The 24020-nt window shown below is 65.0% G+C and carries 20 protein-coding genes; 13 read left to right on the forward strand and 7 right to left on the reverse strand.

Going from position 1 to position 24020, the window contains the following annotated elements:
• Nucleotides 1-8: 8 nt before the first annotated feature.
• The 3 genes from E0E18_RS09150 to dnaB all read left to right on the forward strand — a co-directional run bounded on the left by E0E18_RS09150 (nucleotide 9) and on the right by dnaB (nucleotide 3428).
• Nucleotides 9-659 carry a single-stranded DNA-binding protein gene (locus E0E18_RS09150; RefSeq protein WP_130840401.1) on the forward strand — a complete coding sequence of 217 codons (651 nt, stop codon included), beginning with the start codon at nucleotides 9-11 and terminating at the stop codon, nucleotides 657-659.
• A 69-nt stretch (nucleotides 660-728) separates the two neighbouring features.
• Complete coding sequence (gene rplI / locus E0E18_RS09155; protein ID WP_066587126.1) at nucleotides 729-1181, forward strand: 50S ribosomal protein L9; 453 nt, start codon at nucleotides 729-731, stop codon at nucleotides 1179-1181.
• A gap of 669 nt (nucleotides 1182-1850) precedes the next feature.
• Entirely contained in the window at nucleotides 1851-3428 is a 1578-nt protein-coding gene (gene dnaB / locus E0E18_RS09160) for a replicative DNA helicase (protein WP_237559714.1), read from the forward strand.
• 40 nt (nucleotides 3429-3468) lie between these two features.
• On the opposite strand, the gene E0E18_RS14190 is transcribed toward dnaB, so the two are convergent.
• A complete protein-coding gene (locus E0E18_RS14190) occupies nucleotides 3469-4104 on the reverse strand; it encodes a MarR family winged helix-turn-helix transcriptional regulator (protein ID WP_237559715.1) in 636 nt (211 codons plus the stop codon).
• A gap of 130 nt (nucleotides 4105-4234) precedes the next feature.
• On the opposite strand from E0E18_RS14190, the gene E0E18_RS09170 reads away from it, so the two are divergent.
• A complete protein-coding gene (locus tag E0E18_RS09170; RefSeq protein ID WP_066587121.1) occupies nucleotides 4235-4780 on the forward strand; it encodes a YceI family protein in 546 nt (181 codons plus the stop codon).
• Nucleotides 4781-4811: 31 nt separating this feature from the next.
• Here the strand turns inward: E0E18_RS09170 and E0E18_RS09175 are convergent, their stop codons facing one another.
• The 3 genes from E0E18_RS09175 to E0E18_RS09185 all read right to left on the reverse strand — a co-directional run bounded on the left by E0E18_RS09175 (nucleotide 4812) and on the right by E0E18_RS09185 (nucleotide 6324).
• Nucleotides 4812-5213 (reverse strand): fluoride efflux transporter FluC, encoded by a 402-nt coding sequence (locus tag E0E18_RS09175; RefSeq protein WP_130840403.1) that lies wholly within the window; start codon nucleotides 5211-5213, stop codon nucleotides 4812-4814.
• Nucleotides 5210-5614 carry a fluoride efflux transporter FluC gene (locus tag E0E18_RS09180; protein ID WP_237559716.1) on the reverse strand — a complete coding sequence of 135 codons (405 nt, stop codon included), beginning with the start codon at nucleotides 5612-5614 and terminating at the stop codon, nucleotides 5210-5212. Before E0E18_RS09180 ends, E0E18_RS09175 begins: the two co-directional genes overlap by 4 nt.
• Before the next feature lie 239 nt (nucleotides 5615-5853).
• On the reverse strand, nucleotides 5854-6324 hold the full coding sequence (locus E0E18_RS09185; protein ID WP_110482659.1) for a hotdog fold domain-containing protein: 471 nt from the start codon (nucleotides 6322-6324) through the stop codon (nucleotides 5854-5856).
• A 232-nt stretch (nucleotides 6325-6556) separates the two neighbouring features.
• Here E0E18_RS09185 and trxA point away from each other — a divergent pair, with 232 nt between their 5' ends.
• From trxA to E0E18_RS09200, 3 genes are all read left to right on the forward strand, one after another.
• Nucleotides 6557-6931 (forward strand): thioredoxin, encoded by a 375-nt coding sequence (trxA, locus tag E0E18_RS09190; RefSeq protein WP_066587105.1) that lies wholly within the window; start codon nucleotides 6557-6559, stop codon nucleotides 6929-6931.
• Nucleotides 6932-7002: 71 nt separating this feature from the next.
• A complete protein-coding gene (locus E0E18_RS09195; RefSeq protein ID WP_130840409.1) occupies nucleotides 7003-7911 on the forward strand; it encodes a PspA/IM30 family protein in 909 nt (302 codons plus the stop codon).
• Between the two features lie 349 nt (nucleotides 7912-8260).
• On the forward strand, nucleotides 8261-9823 hold the full coding sequence (locus E0E18_RS09200) for an MDR family MFS transporter (protein WP_202616714.1): 1563 nt from the start codon (nucleotides 8261-8263) through the stop codon (nucleotides 9821-9823).
• A 22-nt stretch (nucleotides 9824-9845) separates the two neighbouring features.
• Here the strand turns inward: E0E18_RS09200 and E0E18_RS09205 are convergent, their stop codons facing one another.
• Nucleotides 9846-11603: an acyl-CoA dehydrogenase family protein gene (locus E0E18_RS09205; protein WP_130840412.1), complete on the reverse strand. Its 1758-nt coding sequence runs from the start codon at nucleotides 11601-11603 to the stop codon at nucleotides 9846-9848.
• Between the two features lie 137 nt (nucleotides 11604-11740).
• Between E0E18_RS09205 and E0E18_RS09210 the strand changes: the two genes are divergently transcribed.
• Nucleotides 11741-13318 (forward strand): class I adenylate-forming enzyme family protein, encoded by a 1578-nt coding sequence (locus E0E18_RS09210; protein ID WP_130840414.1) that lies wholly within the window; start codon nucleotides 11741-11743, stop codon nucleotides 13316-13318.
• Between the two features lie 88 nt (nucleotides 13319-13406).
• Here the strand turns inward: E0E18_RS09210 and E0E18_RS09215 are convergent, their stop codons facing one another.
• Nucleotides 13407-13676, reverse strand: a complete 270-nt coding sequence (locus E0E18_RS09215; RefSeq protein ID WP_130840416.1) for a hypothetical protein — start codon at nucleotides 13674-13676, stop codon at nucleotides 13407-13409.
• A gap of 613 nt (nucleotides 13677-14289) precedes the next feature.
• Between E0E18_RS09215 and E0E18_RS14195 the strand changes: the two genes are divergently transcribed.
• A complete protein-coding gene (locus tag E0E18_RS14195; RefSeq protein ID WP_237559717.1) occupies nucleotides 14290-14904 on the forward strand; it encodes a hypothetical protein in 615 nt (204 codons plus the stop codon).
• Between the two features lie 823 nt (nucleotides 14905-15727).
• Here E0E18_RS14195 and E0E18_RS09225 read toward each other — a convergent pair.
• Nucleotides 15728-16594 (reverse strand): serine hydrolase domain-containing protein, encoded by an 867-nt coding sequence (locus tag E0E18_RS09225; RefSeq protein ID WP_161972264.1) that lies wholly within the window; start codon nucleotides 16592-16594, stop codon nucleotides 15728-15730.
• A gap of 448 nt (nucleotides 16595-17042) precedes the next feature.
• On the opposite strand from E0E18_RS09225, the gene gad reads away from it, so the two are divergent.
• From gad to casB, 4 genes are all read left to right on the forward strand, one after another.
• Complete coding sequence (gad, locus tag E0E18_RS09230) at nucleotides 17043-18443, forward strand: glutamate decarboxylase (protein WP_130840423.1); 1401 nt, start codon at nucleotides 17043-17045, stop codon at nucleotides 18441-18443.
• A 145-nt stretch (nucleotides 18444-18588) separates the two neighbouring features.
• Nucleotides 18589-21336 (forward strand): CRISPR-associated helicase Cas3', encoded by a 2748-nt coding sequence (cas3, locus tag E0E18_RS09235; RefSeq protein WP_237559718.1) that lies wholly within the window; start codon nucleotides 18589-18591, stop codon nucleotides 21334-21336.
• 344 nt (nucleotides 21337-21680) lie between these two features.
• Complete coding sequence (gene casA, locus E0E18_RS09240) at nucleotides 21681-23357, forward strand: type I-E CRISPR-associated protein Cse1/CasA (RefSeq protein ID WP_130840425.1); 1677 nt, start codon at nucleotides 21681-21683, stop codon at nucleotides 23355-23357.
• The gene (gene casB, locus E0E18_RS09245) at nucleotides 23354-24007 is read left to right on the forward strand and encodes a type I-E CRISPR-associated protein Cse2/CasB (protein ID WP_130840427.1); all 654 of its coding nucleotides are present in this window, start codon (nucleotides 23354-23356) and stop codon (nucleotides 24005-24007) included. Before casA ends, casB begins: the two co-directional genes overlap by 4 nt.
• Nucleotides 24008-24020: the final 13 nt, after the last annotated feature.

Consider the following 24020-nt stretch of genomic DNA (forward strand, 5'->3'; position numbering starts at 1 on the left):
GAGACCACATGGCACAGGGAGACACCCCGATCACTGTGGTCGGCAACCTCGTTGCCGACCCGGAACTCCGTTACACGCCCAGCGGGGCTGCCGTGGCGAACTTCCGCGTCGCGTCCACACCCCGACGTTTCGACTCCCAGTCGAACCAGTGGGTCGACGGCGAGGCTCTCTTCCTCACCTGCAACGTGTGGCGTCAGGCAGCCGAGAATGTCGCGAACTCGCTCACCAAGGGTGACCGGGTCATCGTGACCGGCCGTCTGCGCCAGCGCAGCTTCGACACCCGCGAGGGCGAGAAGCGGACCGTGTTCGAGGTGGAGGTCGACGAGGTCGGCCCGTCCCTGCGGTACGCGACCGCGCAGGTCGCCAAGACTCCCCGGCAGGGTGGTCAGGGCGGCTGGAGCGGTGGTCAGCAGGGCGGTGGTGGCCAGGGCGGGTACTCCGGTGGACCGCAGGGTAACGCGGGCCAGGGATTCGGCGGAGGCTACCAGGGCGGCAACGCCGGTGGTGGCCAGGGTGGTTCCGGCAACCAGAGCCGGTCCTCCGCTCCGCGCGGCAACCAGGGCGGATTCGGCGGGCGTAACGCCTCCACCGATGACGACCCGTGGAATTCCGCTCCCCAGCAGTCCGGGTTCGACGGTGGCGAGGAGCCCCCGTTCTGATCTGCCGTGTGACCGTTCCCCAGCAGAAACACCCCCAGAAGTCCCAGCACAACGAAAGGCACCGGATCAATGAAGCTGATCCTCACCGCTGCCGTTGACAACCTCGGTGTCCCGGGCGACATCGTCGAGGTCAAGGCCGGCTACGGCCGTAACTACCTGCTCCCCCGTGGCCTGGCGATCACCGCCACCAAGGGTGCCGAGGCACAGGTCGAGAACATCCGTCGGGCCCAGGCTGACAAGGTCATCCGTGACCTTGACCACGCTCACGAGGTCAAGAAGGAGATCGACCACCTCCAGGGTGTGACCGTCAAGGTCCGCACCTCTGAGAAGGGTAAGCTCTTCGGCTCCATCAACGCCGCGGACATCGCCGCCGCCGTCAAGGAGGCGGGTGGACACGAGCTTGACAAGCGGTCCATCCTCCTCGACCAGGGCGACATCAAGGCCACCGGCTCCTACAACGTCGACGTGAAGCTGCACCCGCAGGTCGTCGCGTCCCTCAACTTCAAGGTCGTCGCCAAGTAACTGGCGTCGCCCCGTCAACCGCCTTCCGGGCGGAGCGCTGACAGTGCTCCGTCACACCTACGACGGCCCCGGCCCAGACACCCGGGGTGTGCCGGCCCAGACACCCGGCCCCGTCGACTGCCGTGAACCCGGCCAGGCGATCCGAAGAACATACTTCAGACAACAGCACACCGCACGGACCTTTCCGGCCATCGGCCGGGACAGGTCCGTGTGGTGTCTCCGGACGCTTTTCGGCGGGGGTTTCCGGTCAGATGACCCACCTCCGGGACCGTTGTGGACAACGTGCGCACCACCGGGTGAATAGCATGTGCATAGTATGCGCATATTCGACCTGCGTCGATATAAACAGATACAGTCCTACCTGCGGTCGCGCAGGTGAGGAAACAGTTGTCCACCCGGCATTTCCATGCACTCCACAGGTTGTCATCGCTCTGACCTGCGTTAACAAGGGTCACCTGGCTCTCGCGGCCGAAGTTGTCCACAGTTTGTCCACAACGCGACCTGCACTGATCGTCGATATGCACTGAATGTCCACAAGTTGTCCACAATTCCCTGTGGACAACTCTGTGCACGACCGGCTGTCTGCCGTCCGCCGGGAGTGGTGGACGGCAGACCCTCGGCCGGCGTGACCGACTTGGGACGGGGCGTGAACCGGTCTACAGTGGGCCCATGAGTGCACAGGACAATGCGGTGTCAGGGGAGCCGTTCGGAAGTTCCGGTGTGCCGGGGGAGAATTTCGCGGCAGACCAGGGTGGTGTACCCCTGCCTCCCGAGCCCTCCGCATGGGACGAGGGGCCCACTTCGGCGCCCTTCACGGGCGGCGGCAACGGTGACGGACGTCGCCGGGGTGGCAGGGGAGGCCGGGGAGACGGTCGGGGCAGGCCCGGCGACGGGCCCGGGTTCACCGGACTCGGGGAACCGATGCGCCAGATGCCGCAGAATGTGGAGGCCGAACAGGGCGTCCTCGGCGGCATGATGCTGAGCAAGGACGCCATCGCCGATGTCGTCGAGAGGCTCAAACCGGACGACTTCTACCGTCCGGCCCACCGGACCATCTACGACACCATGCTCGAGCTCTACGGCGAGGGGATGGAGGTCGACCCTGTCATCCTCGGCGGTCGCCTGGACAACAACGGTCTCATCGATGAAGTCGGCGGGCTGCCCTACCTCCACGAACTGTCGAGCAAGGTCCCGACCGCGGCGAACGCCGGCTACTATGCGGACCTTGTCGCGGAGAAGGCGGTGCTGCGTCGGCTGGTAAGCGCGGGTACGCGCATCGTCCAGTACGGGTACTCGGGACTGGAGGGTGCGGAACTCGAGAGCGTCGTCGACCGTGCCCAGCAGGAGATGTTCAACATCACCAACGAGTCCTCCAGTGAGGACTACATGGTGCTGGCCGACCTCCTGGAGTCGACGATGGACGAGCTTGACGACCTCTCCGCCGGCGCCGGGGGTGAAGGTGGCGTCATGTCGGGATTCCGTGACCTCGACGAACTCACCAACGGATTCCGTGGCGGTCAGATGATCATCGTCGCCGCCCGTCCCGGTGTCGGCAAGTCCACCCTGGCGCTGGACTTCATGCGTTCCTGCTCGGTCCAGCAGAACAAGGCGTCCGTGCTGTTCTCCCTGGAGATGAGCAAGTCCGAGGTGATGATGCGCATTTTCTCCGCGGAAGCGTCGGTGCCGTTGGCGGCGATGCGCGGCGGGAAGATGGACGACGCCCAGTGGGACAAGCTCACCCGGAGGGTCACCGAGATCGAGAAGGCGCCGATCTTCATCGACGATTCGCCGAACCTCACGATGACCGAGATCCGGGCGAAGGCCCGGCGGCTGAAGCAGAAGCACGATCTCGGTCTCATTGTCGTGGACTACCTGCAGCTGATGAGCTCAGGCAAGAAGGTCGAGTCCCGTCAGCAGGAGGTCTCGGAGTTCTCACGCCAGCTCAAGCTGCTGGCGAAGGAGGTCGACGTACCCCTCATCGCGATCTCGCAGCTGAACCGTGGTGTCGAGGCACGTGGCGACGACGCCCTGCCGCGGGTGTCGGACCTGCGTGAGTCCGGTTCGCTGGAGCAGGACGCCGACATCGTCATCCTCATCAACCGACCGGACTCCCAGAACCGGGACCACGAGCGTGCCGGCGAGGCGGACCTCATCCTCGCCAAGCACCGTGGTGGTCCCATCGGAACAGTTCGGGTCGCGCACCAGCTGCACTACTCGCGTTTCTCGGAGCTCAGTCCGGGGGCGTGACGGGGGGCCGGGTCAGGCGGTGTCAGCCGGTGCCAGGCTGTCAGTCGGCGTTCTCGAACTGGGCGATGAGACACTCCAGGATCGAGGACAGGTCACGGGCCTGGGTGGGGGAGAGGCGGTCGACGAAGAGGCGTCGGACGGTGTCGACGTGTCCGGGGGCGGCTGCGACGGTCGCGGCGAGACCGGCGGGCGTCAGCACGATGAAGGCGCCTCTTCCGTCAGAGTCGCACATCTCCCGGTCCACGAGGTTGCGCTTGCGCATGCGGGTGATCTGGTGGGAGAGGCGGGAGCGGTCCCACTGCAGCTTGTCCGCGAGTGCGGCGATGCGCATGCGTTGCCGGGGGGATTCGGACGGGTTGACCGGGACCTCGTGGTCGGCGATGGAGATGCCGTTGTCCCGGAGCATCGGGCGGGGGGGGTTGGCCTGGATCCGTGCCCCGCCCTCCAGCCCCCGCCGCCACAACAGCTGCTCCTCCGCGGTGAGCCAGTTTCCTGCGGGGGTGGCCGAAGAGGGTGACGCCGCGGTGGCCGCTGCGGGCGCGGTGAACGTGCCCTGTGCAGGTGAGGCGGATGCGGTAGCGTCGGCCGTGTCCGCAGCTGGGCGGGGGGCGGGGCCGGAAACGTTGCCGGCGTTCCGGTCGGTGGGGCGGTCGATGTCGAGGTCCGGGGCTTTCATACCTCTGATTGAACCACATTCCGGAACTAGATGACATATCAACTACATAACGTGTACAGTGGTCCGTGTCGTCGCGGTCCAGTCTCCGCGGAGACGGACAAGCAACCATCCCCGAAAGGAACTCCACATCATGAGCACTGTCAACGACTTCGCCGGCACCTTCACCATCGATCCGGCCCACACCGAAATCGGCTTCATCGCCCGCCACGCCATGGTCACCAAGGTCCGCGGCGCCTTCAGCTCCTTCACCGGCACGGCCACCACCGGCGAGAACCTGGAGGGTGCCTCGATCAACGTCGAGATCGACGCCGCCTCCGTCGACACCCGCAACGCCGACCGCGACGGTCACGTCCGGTCCGCCGACTTCTTCGACGTGGAGAAGTTCCCGAAGATCACCTTCACCTCCACCGAGGTCAAGGCCAAGGGTGATGACGTGCTCGAGGTCACCGGCGACCTCACCATCAAGGACGTCACGAAGTCGATCACCATCGACTTCGACTTCGACGGTGAAGCCACCGACCCGTGGGGCCAGACCCGCGTCGGTTTCGAGGGCCAGGTCACCATCCAGCGTTCCGACTTCGGTCTGAACTGGAACACCGCCCTGGACGCCGGCGGCGTCCTCGTCTCGGACAAGATCACCCTCAGCTTCGACGTCTCCGCAGTCAAGAACGCCTGACCGGGCTGTTCCGGTTTCCGGCGCGGATGTCTCACACCGCGGCGGAACCGGCCCACAGTCCGACTGCGGCGGCCAGCACCGTCACTGACAGTGTCCCCGCCGCGTAGACCAGCCCGGCCGTCTTCCTGCCGTGCCGCAGCAGGTCCACAGTCTCCACGCTCGCCGTGGAAAATGTGGTGTACCCACCGAGAAAGCCGACCCCGGCCAGTTGTTGCCACTCAGGGGCAAGAATACCGGTGCTGACAAACCCCGTGAGCAACCCCATTAGCAGGGAGCCGCTGGCGTTGATCAGGAATGTTGCCCACGGCAGCCTACCCGCGGAGCCGGGGAACCGTGTCACCACGTGATCTTTGACCACGCCGTCAATGACGAATCTGCAGCTTGCGCCTACACCGCCGGCCAGCGACAATGCGCAGAACAGAATCGGTGTCACCGGGCGTCATCTCCGTCCGTCACCTCGTGATGGGGAGCACTCCGGACGCCCCTGGCTGCTATCATGCCTGCGCCTGCGGCCACAATGCCTGAAACGACGGACACGACGGCATAGCTGATTCCGTCGGCTGTCAAACCCTCAGCGGAGAGGCGGGCAGTGTCCGTGGCCAAAGCACTGTAGGTGGTAAAACCCCCTATGACCCCCGTTCCTGCAAAGAGTCTGAAAGCACAGCGTCCTCCGGTGTCGTCACCGAAACGGGGAAGCAGTTCCAGAATGAGACCCAGGAGGAACGCGCCGATGATGTTGATCACGGCGATCAGCCAGGGGATGCCGCTGTAGGGGAACGCGAGCACCAGCCCCTCCCTGACAGCAACTCCTATGGTGCCACCGACCAGGACCAATGCAATGAGTCGAGGTTGCAGATACACAGCTATCCCACCTTCAGATACACGTAATGTACAGATGGTAGGGACTGTTGTCGGGGGTAAATCGCACATGATGCGAACCGAGGTTGGGTACGGCAAGCCCCACTGCCGGTGTCTCCGAGGGAGACACCTCAGAAACTGATCGTCATCCTACCTTCATCCTCATCGTCCCGGACGTCGGACAGAGTCGCGATACTTCGTATCAACAACCTGGTTTAGGAGGCTCTCTTAGCGGAGATCCACACGTCGATCTCCGCGGTGACAGGTTCGACACCCGCGTCGTCGACGAAAGTGACCTTCACCGTGTGCAGTGAGCCGCCGGTCTCCCGGGTGATCGTGGAGAAGTCGGGCAGGTCGAGGGTGGCGGTGACGGTCAGCCCCCCGGTGGACTTCGCCGGGTAGTCCGCCCGCATGCTGCGCGGGATCCACCGGTGGGTGGTCGGAACCGAGGCCTCGCAGACCAGGCCCATCGCCGCCTCGGCACCATTAAGTGCGGCTATGACGTGGAAGGTGCCGATGTGGTTGGTGACGCCCCACCATTTCCCGATCCGGACGACCGCACGCCCGGGTTCGATGACCCGCACCCGGGGGGCGACGGTGCGGAAGTACGGGGCCTTGAGCGCGTATCCGAGGGAGAACAGTCCGCGCAGCGGGGCAGAGGAGTTCAGCCGTCCCCAGAACTTCATCAGGGGAGTGGGTCCGGAGGGGTACGACTGGGGGGTCATGTGCGCAGAGCGTACCGGGCAGGCGAGGGCGGTGTCCGGCAAACGGTCAAAAATGGCGGTACGCTGGTCCGAAACCCCCTGCGCCAGCGGTACCCGGGGAAGAGGCCCGGGAATACCTCCGACCGTGAGCCTGTTGCAGGCACTGTAACGGACCCAGACACTGAACAGACATGGATCTCCGAAAGGACCAGACATGAGCACCCAGACGATCACCTCCGAGAACTTCAGGGACACCATCGACAAGGACGGGATCGTCCTCCTGGACTTCTGGGCCGACTGGTGCGGCCCCTGCAAGCGCTTCAGCCCGGTGTACGAGCAGGTTTCCGAGGAGTACCCCGACCACGTCTTCGGCAAGATCGACACCGAGGCCAACCAGGAGCTCGCCGCGGGACTGCAGATCCAGTCCATCCCCACCCTCATGGCCTTCCGTGACGGCATCCTCGTCTACCGCGATGCCGGAGCCCTTCCCCCCAAGGCGTTGAAGGACCTCATCGCCCAGGTCGAGGGTCTGGACATGGACGAGGTACGCCAGAAGGTCGCCGAGCAGCAGGGTGCCCAGGGAGAGTAACCCCCACCCCCGGCGGGCGGTAAGTGTTTATCCTGGACAGCACACATACCCTCCGACCATCGGGAGCTACCATGGCGAATCCTTTTTCCAAGGGCTGGAAGTACCTCATGCAGTCCCTGGACATGAAGATCGACGAGAACGCCGACCCCAAGGTGCAGATCCAGCAGGCCACCGAGGCGGCGAGGAAGCAGCACCAGCAGATCACGGATTCCGCCGCGAAGATCATCGGCAACCGTAACCAGCTGGAGATGCAGCTCGACAGGCTGGTCAAGGACCGTGAAGCTCTGGAGAGCAACACCCGCACCGCGATCAGTCAGGCGGATGCGGCGACCTCCGCCGGTGACACTGCGAAGGCGACGGAGCTGGCGAACACGGCGGAGATCTTCGCCACCCAGCTCGTCACGGTTGAGCAGCAGATCGAACAGACCAAGCAGCTGCACGCACAGGCTGTCCAGGCCGCCGAGCAGGCGAGGCAGCAGCAGGAGCAGTCGGCGACCCGTCTCCAGGAGCAGCTCGCGCAGATCGACCAGCTGCGCGCCCAGGTCGACCAGGCGAAGATGCAGGAGGCGTCCAGCCAGGCCATGCAGTCGATGCAGGGGATCCAGGCGGATGACTCGGTTCCCACGCTCGACGGCGTCCGCGCCCGTATCGAGGCCCGGTACGCCAACGCCCTCGGTGCGCAGGAACTCTTCGAGAACAGTGCGGCCAGCCGGATGGCGGAGATCGAGCAGTCCGGCCGTGATTCTGCCGCCGCCAGCCGGCTGGAGCAGATCCGCGCGGAGATGGCGGGGACCGCAGAATCCGCGGCGTCCGGCCGGTCCGCCGTGACAGGGGGAGAGACCCGGGCTGCCGTTGAGGCGGCGCCGGAGGCAACGGGCCCCGGTGTCGTCGACGCTGAGGCGGAGGACGCCGCGGGTGAGGACGCGCCGGGTGCGGACACCGCGGCCACGGACGCTCCGGGGGAGAAGACCACCCGCTGACCACCCCGCCGGGAGAACTGTCGCCTGAGGGTTTTCCTGAGGGGTCCGCACGGTGTTTCTCGGTGTTCACCTGTGTTTCGGCGTCCCAGTGCAGGTGAGTGGCAGGTGTGCCACCACGGCAGCCGGCTTTCCACAGTTCTGCACCTGTTAACCTGCGGTTTCACTGTCGGCGTCCGATTTGTGCACCCCCGGACGGGTGTTATACTGGATGCTCGTGTCTGCCGCTCCGCCCGGCCCGGAGCCGGCACGCCCGGCAGGTTCCCGTGAGTTTCCCGGGGGCCTCCCCACACTGACGCACCGCAGTACACGGTGCCCAGGCCGAGCATGGAAAGCGTGACCCTTCCAGACCATGTCTGAAATCCCCGACCCCTCCGCGAAGAAAGTATCCGTCTCCTCTCCGTCGTCTGCTTCACCGGCATCACCGGAGCAGTCCACCACCGCCCGGGACAGGCCCGGTCGCCCGGGACTGCTCATCGGCATCCTCGTGATGGCCGCGTTCGTGATGATCCTCAACGAGACGACCCTGTCCAACGCCCTCCCGGACCTCATGATGGAGTTCGAGGTCGGCGCGGACACCGCCCAGTGGCTCACCACCGCGTTCATGCTGACCATGGCCGTGGTCATCCCCATGACCGGGTACCTCATGGCCCGGATCCCCGGGCGGGTCCTCTACATCACCGCTGTCGCACTGTTCGTGATCGGCAGCATCATCGCCACGTTCGCCCCGGTCTTCTGGGCCCTTCTGCTCGCCCGGGTGGTGCAGGCGGCCGGTACCGCGCTGATCACCCCGATGCTGATGACCACGATCATGGTGCTCGTCCCGATCGAGCGCCGTGGTTCGATGATGGGGCTTGTCGGCATTGTCATGGCCGTGGGCCCGGCCGTCGGACCGACCTACGCCGGTTTCGTCCTGGAGATCGCGACCTGGCGGTGGATCTTCGCCACGATGATCGCCCTGGGTGTGGTGGCGCTGGTCGTCGGCGGCTGGCAGATGCGCAGTTTCCAGCCGACCTCCAACCCGCCCTTCGACGGCGTGTCTGCGGTCCTGTCCGGTATCGGCTTTGCCGCGACCGTGTACGGCCTGTCGAAGCTGTCTGAGATGGCCGACGGGTTCCCGACCCAGTCGCTGGTGTTCCTGGTTGTCGGTGCCCTCGTGCTGACGGTGTTCTTCCGGCGTCAGGGCAGCCTGATGGCTGCCGAGGCGCGCGGTGAGCATGTCGCCCCGCTGATGAACACGACCCCCCTGCGCAACCGCCAGTACGTGCTTTCCATGACGATGATGCTCATCAGTTTCTGCACCCTGTTCGGGTTCATCATCCTCATGCCCATCTTCGCCCAGAGTGTTCTCGGCCTGTCCGCCCTGCAGACCGGCCTGGTGACCCTGCCCGGCGGCATCATCATGGGTGTGCTCGGTCCGATCGCCGGCCGTGCCTACGATGCCCGTGGTACCCGGCCGCTGATCATCCCCGGTTCCGCTCTGCTGGTGTTCGCCATGTACCTGATGACCACTCTCGACGAGAGCAAGAGTGTCTGGTTCCTGGTGGGTTGTGCAGTCGTGCTGAACATCGGCCTGGCCTGCCTGATGACCCCGCTGATGTCCAATGCCCTGGCGGCGGTTCCGACGAATCTCTCCGCCCACGGTTCCTCGATCCTCAACACGCTGCAGCAGCTCGCCGGCGCCGCCGGTACCGCCCTGTTCGTCGCGGTCATGGGTGTGGGCCAGTCCCATTCCGACCAGGTCGACCAGAATCCGGTCGCCGCGATGATCGACGGTGTGCAGATGGCGTTCTGGATGGGCTTCGCGATCGCCGCGGTCGTGCTGGTCATGGCACTGGTGCTGAAGATCGACTCTCCGCGGGGGCGTAGTGAGGTCGTCTCCGACCGCGGGGACGCCACCGCCGCGGTGAAGTAGGGTCCGCCGGCCGCCGGTGCCTTCAGGCCCGGTCGACCAGGGCGCCGAGGTCCACCTCCGCCGGGAGGGTGCCGTACTCCATGCCACGGGTCGTGGGGTCGAGGCGTCCCGCCAGGAATGCGGTGGCCACGGGTGCCGGGGCGTGGGTCAGCAGGACCTGGGCCTGCAGCGTCAGGGCCAGGGCCTCGATGAGCTGCCGGGCGAGCCCCGCCGCCGACCCCGGATCGGAGGACGCCGCCTCCAGCAGGGCGTGCATGCGGCGGAACTGGGCGTCATACCGTTCGTCGGTGCCGAGGGTGGTGGACATCTCGGCGAGGAAGGCCTCGGCGGCCGCCGGCTGCTTCGCCAGGGCGCGCAGCACGTCCAGGGCGATGACGTTGCCGGAGCCCTCCCACACCGCGTTGACCGGGGCTTCGCGCAGGCGGCGGGCCATGGGGAACAGTTCGGTGTAGCCGTTGCCGCCGAGACACTCCAGCGACTCGTAGGCGTGGTGGGGACCGCGTTTGCACACCCAGTACTTCGCCACGGCGGTGGCGAGGCGCCGGAAGTCGGCCTCGTGGCCGGTGTCGGGGGCGTCATGGGCGGACGCCAGACGCACGGCCGTCCACGTCGCCGCCTCGCTCTCGAGCTGCAGGTCGGCGATGACGTTGACCATCGCCGGCTGGTCGATGAGGGTGGCGCCGAACGCCGCACGGTGCCGGGCGTGCCACGCGGCTTCGGCGACCCCCTGGCGCAGTCCGGCGGCGGAGCCGATGATGCAGTCCAGTCGGGTGCGGTTGACCATCTCGATGATGGTCGGGACGCCGCGGCCCTGCTCGCCGACGAGCCAGCCGACGGTGGCGTCGAGTTCGATCTCGGAGGAGGAGTTCGACCGGTTGCCGAGCTTGTCCTTGAGGCGCTGGACGTAGAAGGGGTTGCGCTCGCCGCCGGGGAGGATGCGGGGCACGAGGAAGCAGCTCAGGGCGTCCCGGCGGGAGTCCGGGTCGAGGGGGTCGGAGGTCTGGGCGAGGACGAGGAAGGCGTCGGACTGCGGTGCCGAGCAGAACCACTTGTGGCCGGTGAGGGACCAGGTGCCGTCGGAGTTGGGGACGGCGCGTGTGGTGTTCGCCCGGACATCTGACCCGCCCTGCTTCTCGGTCATGGCCATACCGAAGATCGCGGACTGTTTGGTCGCCGGGTCCCGGAGTTCGGGGTCGTAGACCGTGGAGAGGAGTTTCGGTTCCCAGAATTCCGCGAGCTCCGGGCTTCTGCGCAGGGCGGGGACCACGGCGTGGGTCATGGACACCGGGCATCCGTGACCTGCCTCGATCTGGCTGACGAGCATGAAGCCGGCGGCGCGCAGGACGTTGGCGCCGGGTCCGGGATTCGCCCAGGCGGAGGTGTGGAGTCCCTGGCCCACCGAGTAGCCCATGATGCGGTGGTAGGCGGGGTGGAACTCGATGTGGTCGACCCGGTTGCCCCAGCGGTCGTGGGAGTGGTGGACCGGGCTGATCCGGTTGGCCAGGTCGGCGTCGTGCTGGTAGGAGGCGGTCGCGACCTCGGCGCCGATGCGGGTGAGGGCTGCGTGCGCGGCCGTGGACTCTGCTGCGGTGCCGGCGGTACTGCCGGAGCTGCCGGAGCTGCCGGGGCTGCCGGGTCCGAAGGTGGTGACGGCTTCGACGAGGGCGGTGTCGGAGGTGTACTCGTTGACGTCCACCCGGGGGGCGGACTGGTTGACCACCCGGTGGTTCACCCGGGCGGGACCGGGGCGGGTGCTGGTGTCGGGAAGGAAAGTGGTCATGGTGCTCCCTGTATCGCGTGCGGGCTGTGCGTGCTGTGAGTGCGGGACGGGTTCCTGTCCGGGGGTACTTCCCACGAACAGTGAACTGTGGTTCACTGTGATACAGATTACATCACACAACGAAAGAGAGCCAGACCATGCACCTCTTCGACGTTCTCGAAGCCAGCACCCGACGCCGACCGGACCACCCCGCCGTCGAATGGGCAGGGACACCCGCCGCACCGGACACCGGGGACCGGCCCCCGGTCAGGACCATGACCTACCGGGAACTGAAGGACGCCGCGGAACGCGCCGCGACCGTGTTCACACACCACGGCGTCCTCCCCGGGGACAGGGTCATGGTCATGACCCTCAACGACCCCGGATTCCTCGTCGCCATGTACGGGATCTGGCGCTGCGGAGCCGTCCTCGTCCCCGTGAACCACAAAATGACCCCTCCCGAGATCACCCACATCGCCGCACACTCCAGGGCCGTACTCGGGGTGGCCAGCGACCGCCTCGCCGACACCGCCCGCCAGGGCGCCCCCGGAGTGGACTGGCTCGTCACCTCCGGCGACCCCGTCAGCGCGCCGGGAAGCTTCGATGACGCCGTCACCGCCGCCGAACCGTGGACCGGGCCGCTCGTCGGGGACACCGACTACGCGCAGGTGCTCTACACCTCCGGATCGACCGGGAGCCCCAAAGGCTGCGTCCTCACCCACCGGGCTGTGAGCGCCATCGCCCCCAACATCTGCTCCAACATGCCCTTCGCCGCCGATGAACGCATGCTCGTGTGCATGCCGGTCTGGCACGCCTCACCACTGAACAACTGGACCCTCACCACCCTGTTCGTCGGCGGCACCGTGGTCCTGATGAGAGAATATGACCCCACCCGGTTCCTCGGGGTACTCGAATCAGCGAGGATCACCTCCGTCTTCGGAGCACCGATCGCCTACATCGCCCCCGTGCAGCTCGCGAAAGCCGGCGCGGACAGTGGCACAGGTACACGGCAACCCGGCGACCACGACCTCACGAGCGTGCGGATGCTCATCTACGGGGCGGCACCCCTGGGGGAGGAGATGGCACGCATGCTCATCACCGCCTACGGGACGGAGAACTTCTACCAGGTCTACGGCATGACCGAGACCGGGCCCGCCGGCTCCGTCCTCGTCCCCGCCGACCAGGTACGCAAGGCAGGCTCCATCGGCAGAGGCATGCTGGGGGTGGACCTCAAGGTCGTCGCCGACGACGGTACCGACGTGACCGCCTCCGGAGAAGGAGAGATCTGGATGAGGTGCGACTCCATGATGTCCGTGTACCTGTCCAACCCGGAGGCGACAGCCGAAGCCTTCATGGACGGCTGGTACCGCACCGGGGACGTGGGGAAAGTGGACGCCGACGGCTACATCTACATCGCCGACAGGAAGAAAGACGTCATCATCACCGGCGGTGAGAACGTGTATTCCACCGAGGTGGAGGAGGCGATCAGGGACATGCCGGAGGTCCGGGACGTCGCCGTCGTCGGCAGGATCCACCCCGAGTGGGGGGAGACCGTGGTCGCAGTGGTCGTCACCGACGAGGGACAGCTGCTCAGTGTCGACGAGGTGCGCGCCCACCTGTCCGGAAAGCTCGCGAAGTACAAGATCCCCCGCGAGGTCGTGGTCGCCCGCGGACTGCCGCGCAACCCCTCCGGGAAACTGCTCAAGCACGTTATCCGGGCGGAGGTGAACGCGTGAGGAGCGGGTGGGGTGTGTGAGGTGGGGCGGTCACCGGGTGGGACGGCCACCGGGTGGTCAACTCCCGCGAGTTGGAGAAGTCGGCTGGCTACTGCCGGATCTTCCCGGCCCTGAGCAGCCCGGTGCCGATCCTGCTGACAACGACGAGAATCATCCCCAGCGTGGCGAAGGCCAGGCCGCAGCAAGCAACAGCCAGTGTCCCGTCCGTGTCGAGCGCCATGACCAGACCTGACACCGCTCCCAGAATTCCGATACCCGTGGTCAGCCACCCCATGAACTCAGGGAGCATGAACGGGTCACGCTTGCGCGGTCCAGCCGGAGTGTCGTGGGCTGGTGTCCAAGGCTGTCCGTTGCTCATATTCCTGTCTCCCTGCTTCCTGTGAGGTGAACTTTTCTGTGGCCCGAGATCTTTCACGGGGAAGGTCTCCTCGCTCCGGCAGCGGGTCACATGACGCTGAATCGCGCGTAACCCTACCGGCGGCGCGCGACACCTCCGGTCACTGTTCGAATCAGGGACGCGACCCGGGGCACGGGAGCTGGCCGCCAGGGGGCGGAAGATCAAGACGGCAGGAAAAGACGGGGGGACAACAGGGCGCGGGCCCCGGGCGCAGCAGGCAGCGCCGGATTACGGGACGCCTGGTGCAGCCCGGAGGTGCTGGGCGTGACAGTCCAGAGTAACGGGCTGACCAGTGGTGTCCGACACTGGATTCCCTGCTTCATCGCTGCTGGTCACCGCACCGTCTGGTGGGGGAGGGGGCAGACAACCATGGTAGGGCGGCTGTCTAGTTCAGTGCCGGTATGATCTTCCCATGAATCTTACGCGGGTCACACTTTATACTGTTCCTAAACTTACTTTACTCACACTTGCACTCACGCTCGCAGGATGCGGTGGCAAAATTGGAGATGATTTATCTGCAACAGCAGAGGCTACCATTTCTCCTGCGTCGGAGAGGTGGGGTACGCCCGTCAGAATGCGTGACTGGATCAGTGCCATCGGTGGGACATGTGACTCTTTCGACCTGCTCAATGACGAGATAGCCAGTTGCGGAAACGACGTGGACGGGTACTATTTTCTCGCACAGAACTCCACAGGAAATCCGACTGCCGCGGATGGAAACCGTGGTGCATTTATGGCTGAAGGGAATCCCCTGGATGCTGAGATGGTGTGGGGCGATGACTGGTCGATAGTCTGCTACGGCGGAAGAGTCGTGGAGAACTGCGCCAGAGTGAAGGCCAGTCTGGGGATGGAATACAGCTCCCACCGAGTCGGTGCGTCTGCGGATGAGTGGCCTGTCGATCCAAGTACTTCTCCAGTTCCTACAGCATCGTCTTCATCCGGAACGCCGGAGAGCACGATGGACGGCATTTACGCGGACGTGCTTCAGGGCGAGGGAATCGATGTGGCTGCCGGTGACATTGCTCGAGCTTCCACTGCTGCGTGCGATGCTCTCTATGCTGGTGCCGGACAGGACGAGGAGCTCGATACCGTGGAGGAGGCCACCGGCAGATCGGGGTGGCAGGCTACCCGGATCCTGCAGGCGGGCGTCCTGTCCAGGTGTTCGCAGTATGTGGACAGTACGTACTGAGAAGAACCAGGTCCACCGTCTCTCACCCCTGTGGTGGGAGCTGGCATAGCCCATGGTGTGCTGGCGGTGAGTATGTGCCACTAGTCTCCGTTTGGAATGCGGGTTGCAGCGTGGCGAGGTGTCCGACGCGCACGGGGCCTACCGTGCACATCGGCCACCGGGACGCCACACCGCCCGCACCTCGACCCCCGGAGAAACCCTGAGCACTCACACTGACCCCAACGACGCCGATCTCCTGTGTGAAAGGGATGCCTAGTACACCGACGATCTTCGGCGGACTTTCAGTCGCACCGCAGGGATCAACCACATGTTCCGGAGACTTTTCGCCAACTACCTGCGCGTCCTCACCCGGTAACATCAGGCGAAAGTCGGTGAAACCCGGACAACCAGACCCATGCCCCCAGCACAAATTGTCGGGACCGGATCTCTGCGCGATGTACAGGACAGCAGAATACCACCCGCCACGACAGCGGGGATTCAACCATTGGCGGTCGCCGCCACGCTGATCCGTTCTACGGCACGACGTCGGAGGATTCGGCAGGTCACCCCGCCGGGTGAGTTTTGCCCCGTCGCCAGGGCACGGCGGTGGGGTCCGGAGAATCTTCCTGCTGCAGGTGCCGGTAGGGTGCTGGTTCGCCTGAGATGACGGCTTCGCAACTCTCATCTTGTACCTGCCGGAGCTTCTGGATGTTGAGCCGTCCCCGGCCCCACCTTCGCGTCAGCTGCACACTCCTAACCGCGAAAAGACTCTAATTCAAGACTCCCTGGTCGTTCTGTATTGATGCTTTCTGGAAATGCCGGATATCTATCCTCAGGCTCCCGTTCAGCGCGCCGCACGGTTGAGTCGCGCAGCGGTCCTGTTGACTCGCCCGGCGTTGTATCCCAGCGTATGCACAGTTATTACCCGCGATCCGTCATGGGAAACCCCGACGAATGTGCCCTGGTCCAGGGTTCCTCCGTCATGCCAGTACAGATCCCCGTCATCGAGCCATCCGAAGGGCTTTTCTCCCGGCGTGCGCTGTGTTCTGGTGATGGCGTAACGTTCGAGTGCATCGTGAGTGCCGTGAAGGCCACCGACCCCGACGAAAGGACCGGCGAACTTCCACTGCCTGCATATGTGACCTGTCCAGGAACGTAGTACGGGTACGCGTTGCTGCTCTGGGCATATCGAGACATTCGCGACACCGAGAGGCGTGAACACGTGGCGCTTCGCGAGTGTCCACCAGTCATCTCCAGTGGCGACCTCGAGCAGGCGAGTGAGTACCGCGTACCCCAGATTGGAGTAGAGGGTCGATCCCGGGTGCCCGCACAGTTGCTCTGACAAATCGGGCAGGACTTCCTCGTCAAAGTACCCGGAGGTGAACTTCGCGTAAGGATCCTGTGCATCAGCCCTAGTCCGGATGATGTTCCTGGGGAGCCGCGGCAAACCAGAAGTGTGTTCTACCAGGCTGCGGACGTCTACCGCCTCCGGCAGCCCAGTCTCCGGAAGGTATTCGCTAACGGGTGTTGACAACTCCACCGATCCTGCACGGTCCAGCTCTTCCGCGATCATTGCAGTGACGGTCTTCGTCACGGATCCCCACTCGAGCATGGGCTCTCCCTGATGCAGTGGACCGGTCCGCTCAACCTCGATGCGCCCGGAGACCCGGAGTCTGTAGGTCTCACTCTTCTTTCGCACCAGCCAGCTCATGCGGTCGAGCATATCCGTGGCGCACCCGGGCAGTCGAAAATGCGCGCGCCGAACTTGACGCGCCTTGCGCCCTCGGAGAGCTCGACTGAGGGTGAAGAGTGTGTCCGTTGCAGAGAGTACAGGCGAGGTTCGTGAACCTGGATCTGGGTCGGGTCGCCAGGTCGGCGTCACAGGATAGACCGAGTTGGGAAGACGAACGGGTTTCATGTTCTCCTCAGCCCTACGCAGGAATATGCCGGCCGTTCGGCGAATGACGTTTACGTGGGCTGTTGTCCACCCCGGCGAATCCGCCTGACCGTGCCCTCCGGGTCAGGCGCTGGCGGAAAGAACACCGGTGGTACGGCCCCCGCACCCGCCGCGGGTAGTCTCGACGGCACTGTGTTCCGACGACCACGGCGTCCTGATCCTCGGGGCGTTTCGGGACCCCGTACGCGAACGGAGACCACTCATGAGTGACCTCGAACTCAACCCGCTGTTCGCCCGCGCCGATGAAGTGACCAGCTTCCCGCGTCACCGTATGCCGGAGGTCGGCAGTCTTCCGGAGACCGCCTACCAGCTGATCCATGACGAAGCGATGCTCGACGGCAACGCCCGGATGAACCTCGCCACCTTCGTCGGCACATGGATGGACGACTATGCGGACCGGCTGTACAGCGAGGCCTTCGACAAGAACATGATCGACAAGGACGAGTACCCCGCCACGGCGGAGATCGAGGACCGCTGCTGGCGGATGATCGCCAGGTTGTGGAACGCTCCCGATCCGGACCACACCTTGGGGACCTCCACCGTCGGCTCCTCGGAGGCGTGCATGCTCGGTGGCCTGGCGCTGAAGCGACGCTGGCAGCACGGGCGCCGGGAGGCGGGGAAATCCACCGAGCGGCCGAATATCGTGCTCTCCTCGGCAGTGCAGGTGTGCTGGGAGAAATTCTGCAACTACTTCGAGGTCGAGCCCCGGTACGTGCCGGTCAGCGAGGAACACCGCGTACTCGACGGTCATGACCTGGACAGTTACGTCGACGAGAACACCATCGGCGTGGTCGTGATCATGGGGGTGACCTACACCGGCATGTACGAGCCGGTGGCGGAGATCGCCGAGGCACTCGACGAGATCCAGTCCCGTCGTGGCCTGGACATCCGGATTCACGTGGACGCCGCATCCGGCGGGATGATCGCCCCGTTCCTCCAGCCGGATCTGGAGTGGGACTTCCGGCTGCCTCGGGTGGCCTCCATCAACACCTCGGGGCACAAGTACGGACTGGTCTACCCCGGGCTGGGCTGGATCGTGTGGCGTACGCGGGAAGATCTGCCGGAGGACCTGATCTTCCGCGTCAACTACCTCGGCGGGGACATGCCGACCCTTGCACTGAACTTCTCGCGCCCAGGCGCGCAGGTACTGCTGCAGTACTACCTGTTCCTGCAGCTGGGAATGGACGGCTACCGGCGGGTGCAGGGAGCCACCATGGACGTTGCCAGGTACCTGGCCGGCGAGATCGGGAAAATGCCGGACTTCGAGTTGTGGAGTGACGACCCGGACATACCGGTGTTCGCGTGGCGGCTGGCGGGGGAGGACGCCAGGACCGGTGGCGGCGTGCGCCGGGAGCGGAAGTGGACGCTCTACGACCTGTCCGACCGGCTGCGGATGCACGGCTGGCAGGTGCCGGCCTATCCGATGCCCGACAACCTCAGTGACATGACGGTGCAGCGCATCGTGGTACGCAACGGGATGAGCCATGACCTGGCCACGCTCTTTGTCAGAGACCTGCGCACCTGCGTGCACTACCTTGACGGGTTGGACGCCCCGCTGCCGTCCTCTGCCGTGGGCGGACACGGGACGGGGTTCCATCACTGAGGGGTGCGGGGCTTCCACGATTGCGGTGGAAGTGAGCTGTGGGATCGCCTCGGAGGGAGGGAGCCGGAACAAGAATTCGAACGGTCTTGCGCAATTGCTCGTTGCTGCAGGCGCCCTGTCCTGTGCGCTTGTTTAGCTTGTCGGCATGAATGAAACGGAAACCTTGAGTCTGGACGTGTTCTGGGCCAAGTTTGACCGCAAGACTTCGGGATCACTGTCCCTGCGGCAGCACCTCACCGACGTGAGTGGAGTGGCACTTCCGGTGGCAAAGCATCTCCTGCCCCCTGCTCGTCTCCGGATGCTCGAGGAACGGTGCGGAGGAGATCTGGGGAAGATCCTCCGGTTCGTGGCGTGGGGTCACGATGTCGGCAAGGCATCCCCCTGGTTCCAGGGGAAGGTGCCCGAGCTGAACGAACGGGTCCTGAATGCCGGCTACCCGGCTATACTCGCCTCTCCCCAGGAAGTTCGCGCGATGGCTCATGGCCTGGTCAGTGCTTATACCGTTGTCGACTGGCTCGCTGCACGGGCGACGAGAAAGCCCAGTGTCCGGGTGAAGCGGGCCTGGTTCTCCATCCTCGGTGGACACCACGGTGCCTTCCCCTCCATGGAGAAGAAGCCCGCCCCTCTCGTCAATGAACCGGCGGAATGGAAGGACGCCAGGTTCCGGCTCCTTGACCTGGGCGTCCGGCATCTCGGACTGACCCAGGCAGACATCGATACCTTCGCACAACTGTCCTGGGAGATCCCGGACCAGGCAGTGGTCACCGGTCTGCTCGTCGCCGCGGACTGGGTGGGTTCCAGTACGTGGAACTTCCCGTACAGCTGTGATTCCGGCACTGACCAGGAGCGCCGCGCCATTGAAGGTCAGCGCAGGATGAACCTGGGTGGACGGTGGACGCCGTCGCCGGTCGATTCTGAAGCCTTCCAGCAACGTTTCAGTCTCCCCTCGGGTTCGACGATGCGTCCTGTGCAGGAAGCGGTGGTGGAGACGGTCCGAACGATGGACGGTCCGGGTCTGATCCTCGTGGAGGACGCCACCGGCGGAGGGAAGACGGAGGCGGCTCTGATGGCCGCTGACGTGTGGGCCGACCGGCTGGGCATGGACGGCGTCTTCTTCGGACAGCCGACCCGTGTCACCAGCGACGCGATGTTCAATCGGGTACTGACCTGGCTGGAGCACTCCCCGGAGACCGGAGAAGTGTCGACGATCCTCGCCCACGGAAAGTCACAGTTCAACAAGGACTATCTCTCCCTCTTCGGGCAGGGACGACCGACGAACGTCTACAGTTCCGACGGCAGTGACGAAGGGCTGTCTCCGGAAGCGAACGCATGGTTCCGGGGGCGTAAGACCGGACTGCTGGCCTCAGTGGTCATCGGCACCATAGACCAGCTTCTTTTCGCGGCCCTGAAGTCGAAGCATGTGGTGCTCCGGCATCTCGGGTTGTTCGGGAAGGTCGTCATCCTCGACGAGATCCACGCGGCAGATGACTTCATGACCGTCTACCTGACCAGGATCCTGGAATGGCTCGGGGTCTACGGCGTCCCGGTGATCGCACTGTCCGCCACCCTGCCTCCGGCGCGTCGGCAGGAACTGGTGGACGCCTACGCCACAGGCGCCAGCGCATTCGACACCGACCACATCGCGCTGGAGGACTCCAGTGCCTATCCGCGGATCACCTGGGTCACCGGAGCCTCCGCCGGTGTCGTTGTTCCGGCCGCCGGTGACCGGACCCGTCGGACCCGGGTCGAGTTCCTCCCCGGTGACCTGGAGGAGATGGCGGACGCCGTTGCAGCGGCGGCACGTACCGGGGGATGCATCGCCGCGATCTGCAACACGGTCAGCAGAGCGCAACAGCTTTTCGACCTGCTCGACGGGACAGTGGAGAATCTCTCGCTGCTGCACTCCAGATTCCTCACTGATCACCGTGCTGCCCTGGAGGAGGAGCTGGTGACAGCTCTCGGCCGGGATGGTGAGGCGTCACGTCGGCCCGGTCGGGTGGTTATCTCCACCCAGGTCATTGAACAGGGTCTTGACCTCGACTTCGACCTCATGTTCAGCGATGCTGCCCCGGTCGACCTGCTGATTCAGCGGATGGGCCGACTGCACCGGCACGACTTCGCGCCAGGTGTTCGGCCGCAGGACAAGAAGGACGCGAAATTTGTCATCACCGGGTGTTCGGAATTCGGGGACGAGGTCGCACCGGAGTTCCCCCGCGGCATTGAGGCTGTCTACCGGCGGTCCCGTCTGCTCCGGTCCGTGCTCACGCTGAATCGGCACCTGGCGGATTCCGGAGGAGTCGTGGATTCGCCACAGGATGTCGCCGGCCTGGTAGCTACCGCGTACTCGGAGAATCTTGTTCCTCCGGTGACGTGGGACGAGGTGTGGTCAGCGGCGGAACGGCGTGAAGAGGAGTTCCGGGCCGGGCAACGGCAGAAAGCGGAGCAGTTCCGTCTGCCTCAGGCAGACAACGGGAATCTGTCCACCTGGAACGTGGCAGCGACCAGTGACGCAGAGATCGAGGGCCTTGCCCAGGTCAGGGATGCTGACGACAGTGTCGAGGTTGTGGTGGCCCAGCGTGTTGACGGTCGGATTGTCGCTCTTCCCCATGTCCGTGAGCTGGCCGGGGTATTCCTCGACGAGCTTGTGGGGATCGATGACGGGTACGCCCGCCGACTGGCCCAGTGCACAGTCCGACTGCCGGCGTGGGTGATGCGCACCGATGCTCAGTTCGATGAGCTGGAGAAGGACGGACAGGAGTCCTGGCAGAGTTCACCGTGGTTGAAGGGGGTTCTCCCCCTGGTCCTTGACGAGTCCGGTGAGAAGCGCGTCGGGGACTGGCTGCTGCGGTACGACGACCGTCTCGGGTTGCTCTGTGAGCGGGTGAAGGGTTGATCCCCTGTCCTGGAGGCACTGTTAACCTCGGTGCAGACTGCCCCAGGTCCCCGCGTGAGTGGGGATGGCCCGGTGTCATTGTCAGGGCAGTCGTGATCCCCGCCTAGGCGGGGACTGTCGCCGTCTCCTGCCTCTGCTGGTCATCTGCCAGAGAGCTCGCAGGGGGCGGCGTCATGCATCCGGGTGTTCGACAGGAGGGGGAACTCCACGGATGTCGTCCGGCAGGACTGCTATACCTACCGGAAGAGGTTAGGGGGTGGCAATCAACTACCCCTGGTGGCAGGCATCTCGATTTGGCGCTACCTTACAGACAATGACACGTTAGGTTTAAGAGAGGGTGGACGGTGGAACACTACAACCTCCTGGATGAGGCCTGGATCGATGTCGTCGATCATCAGGGCGTCGAGTCCAGGGTCGGCATCCGGGCACTGTTGCGGGATGCGTCCGACTACCGGGCGTTCGCCGCGCCTCTGGGTACCGTGAATTTTGCGGTTCTCCGCATGGTGGAGGCGATCCTGTACCGGGCGTGGGACAGCAGGAAGTGGCGCAACCTCGACAATGCGCTCGAACACTGGCAGGAGAAGTGGGACCAGGGCACTCTGCTCGACGACGCCGTCGCCGGATACCTCGATCAGTGGCAGGACAGGTTCGACATCCGGGACGCGGAGCATCCTTTCTTCCAGGTGGCCGGCCTGCATACGTCGAAAGGGGAGTGGAGGTCCCTGGACATCCTCTTCCCGGACGTCGGGGATACCGGCGATCTCTACACGATGCGCTCCGGACTGGCTTCTGTCGATGCGGCTGAAGCCGCCCAGATGCTGGTCCACTGCATGGCTTTCGATTTCTCCGGCATCAAGTCCGGTGCTGTCGGAGATGACCGGGTCAAAGGCGGCAGAGGCTATCCGATCGGGATCGGCTGGTGCGGCTGGCTCGGCGGCACAATGGTGGAGGGAAGAGATCTCCGCGAGACACTCCTGCTCAACTACGTGCCGAATCGGGAACAGGCGGGAACCGAGGACCAGCCGCTCTGGGAGATCGACGGGGTTGGTCCCGGCCCCCGTGACGATCCCCGCTACCGGATTGAACCGCAGACCGAGAACGGGACAACCGGACCGGTGGAACTGCTGACTTGGCCGCAGCGTCGTCTGTTGCTGCGGTGGGAGGAGGACGCCGTGACCGGCGTCCTCATCACCAACGGCGACCCGGTCGGCTACACCACCAAGCGAGGTATCGAGACGATGACCCCGTGGCGGTTCAGCGAGCCACAGTCCAGGAAGGCGAAGCTGATCAGGTACATGCCGCAGACCCTGGACGCCGGCCGCACCATGTGGCGGTCACTGGGCGGGATTCTTCCCAACAATGATGTGCCGAAGACCACTTTCAAGGTTGACGGAACCAAGGTCGATGTGGACAAGTCGATTCCCGCCGGAAATGTCCGATGGGTGGGCCAACTGGTCGGTGCGGAGGTGCTCCCCGATGACCGGGACATCCGGATCCGCATGGTCTCCATGGAGTACGGCCCTCAGCAGTCGAGCTTCGCCGGCATCGTCGAAGACGCGATCACCGTGCAGTCGCCGATGCTCGCGCTGGACAACGACCAGCTCCGGGCTACCGCGCGCCGGGCCGTCGAGTTTGCGGACGGCGCCGCCAGATGCCTGTGGATGTTCGCCAGGAACATTGCGTTTGCCGTGTCCGGGAACCAGGATGACGCGGACACCGACCGGATACAGGCGGAGTTCTACACCCGGGTGGACGCCGAATTCCGCGTCTGGCTTCGACGCCTCGGCCCGGACACGGACAGGGACGCTGCCCTCTCCGGCTGGGCCGGGAAAACCCGCTCCACGGCGACAGACCTGGCCAATGACCTGTTGACGGCTCAGGGTCCTGCTGTCTGGGCGGGACGCTGGGACGGCACCCGTCGGGTGACCGGAGCTGTAGCGGTTGACTGGCTGCGGAAGAACCTCAATGACTGCCTCGGGAAAGAACCCCGCAGGAACACGGAGAACGGAGAGAACGCATGACGGGACAGACAACGTCATCGACGGGTAAGGCGACGGAACTCGCCAGATACGTCGTGGGAAAGGTCGAGCGGATCCAGGCCGGTCTTGTCGACCAGCAGTCCTCTGCGGCGAAAGCGACGGCGGCGAGACTTCGTCGGGCCCTGACCAGACAGGCAGGATCGGTCCCTGAGGTCTGGGAGATCACCCTCGGCGGGCTTCCGGAGAACCTCATCGGACACGGTGATGTGCCGAGTCCTGCGGAACAGGCGGCGCACACCGCACTCTGCCTTTTCGCTGTCCACCAGCAGTCCCGGAGCGAGCGGATGCACCAGTCCGGGTGGGGCCTCGGACGGTCGCTCCGGATCCTGCACCAGCGGACCGGGGGCTCCGATGCCCTGGACAGTGGGCCGTTGATCCGGCGCTTCAATGCACTGAGCACTGCAGATTCGCTTGAGGAGATGCTCTGGCACCTCCGCGGTCTTATCACCCAGCTCCGGGCGGAGGGGATTCCCCTGGACTACGGCCGACTGGTCCGGGACCTCTACAGCTATCCGGTGCCCGAGTACCGGGACGCTGTCCGGCTGCGGTGGGGACGTGACTTCTACACCTACCGACCCGAGGCCCCCGGGGCCTCCGATGTCACCGACAACAACCCATCCTCCGAAAACTGACATACGTAAGGAA

This window comes from Corynebacterium neomassiliense (assembly GCF_900626215.1).
Taxonomy (GTDB): Bacteria; Actinomycetota; Actinomycetes; order Mycobacteriales; family Mycobacteriaceae; genus Corynebacterium; species Corynebacterium neomassiliense.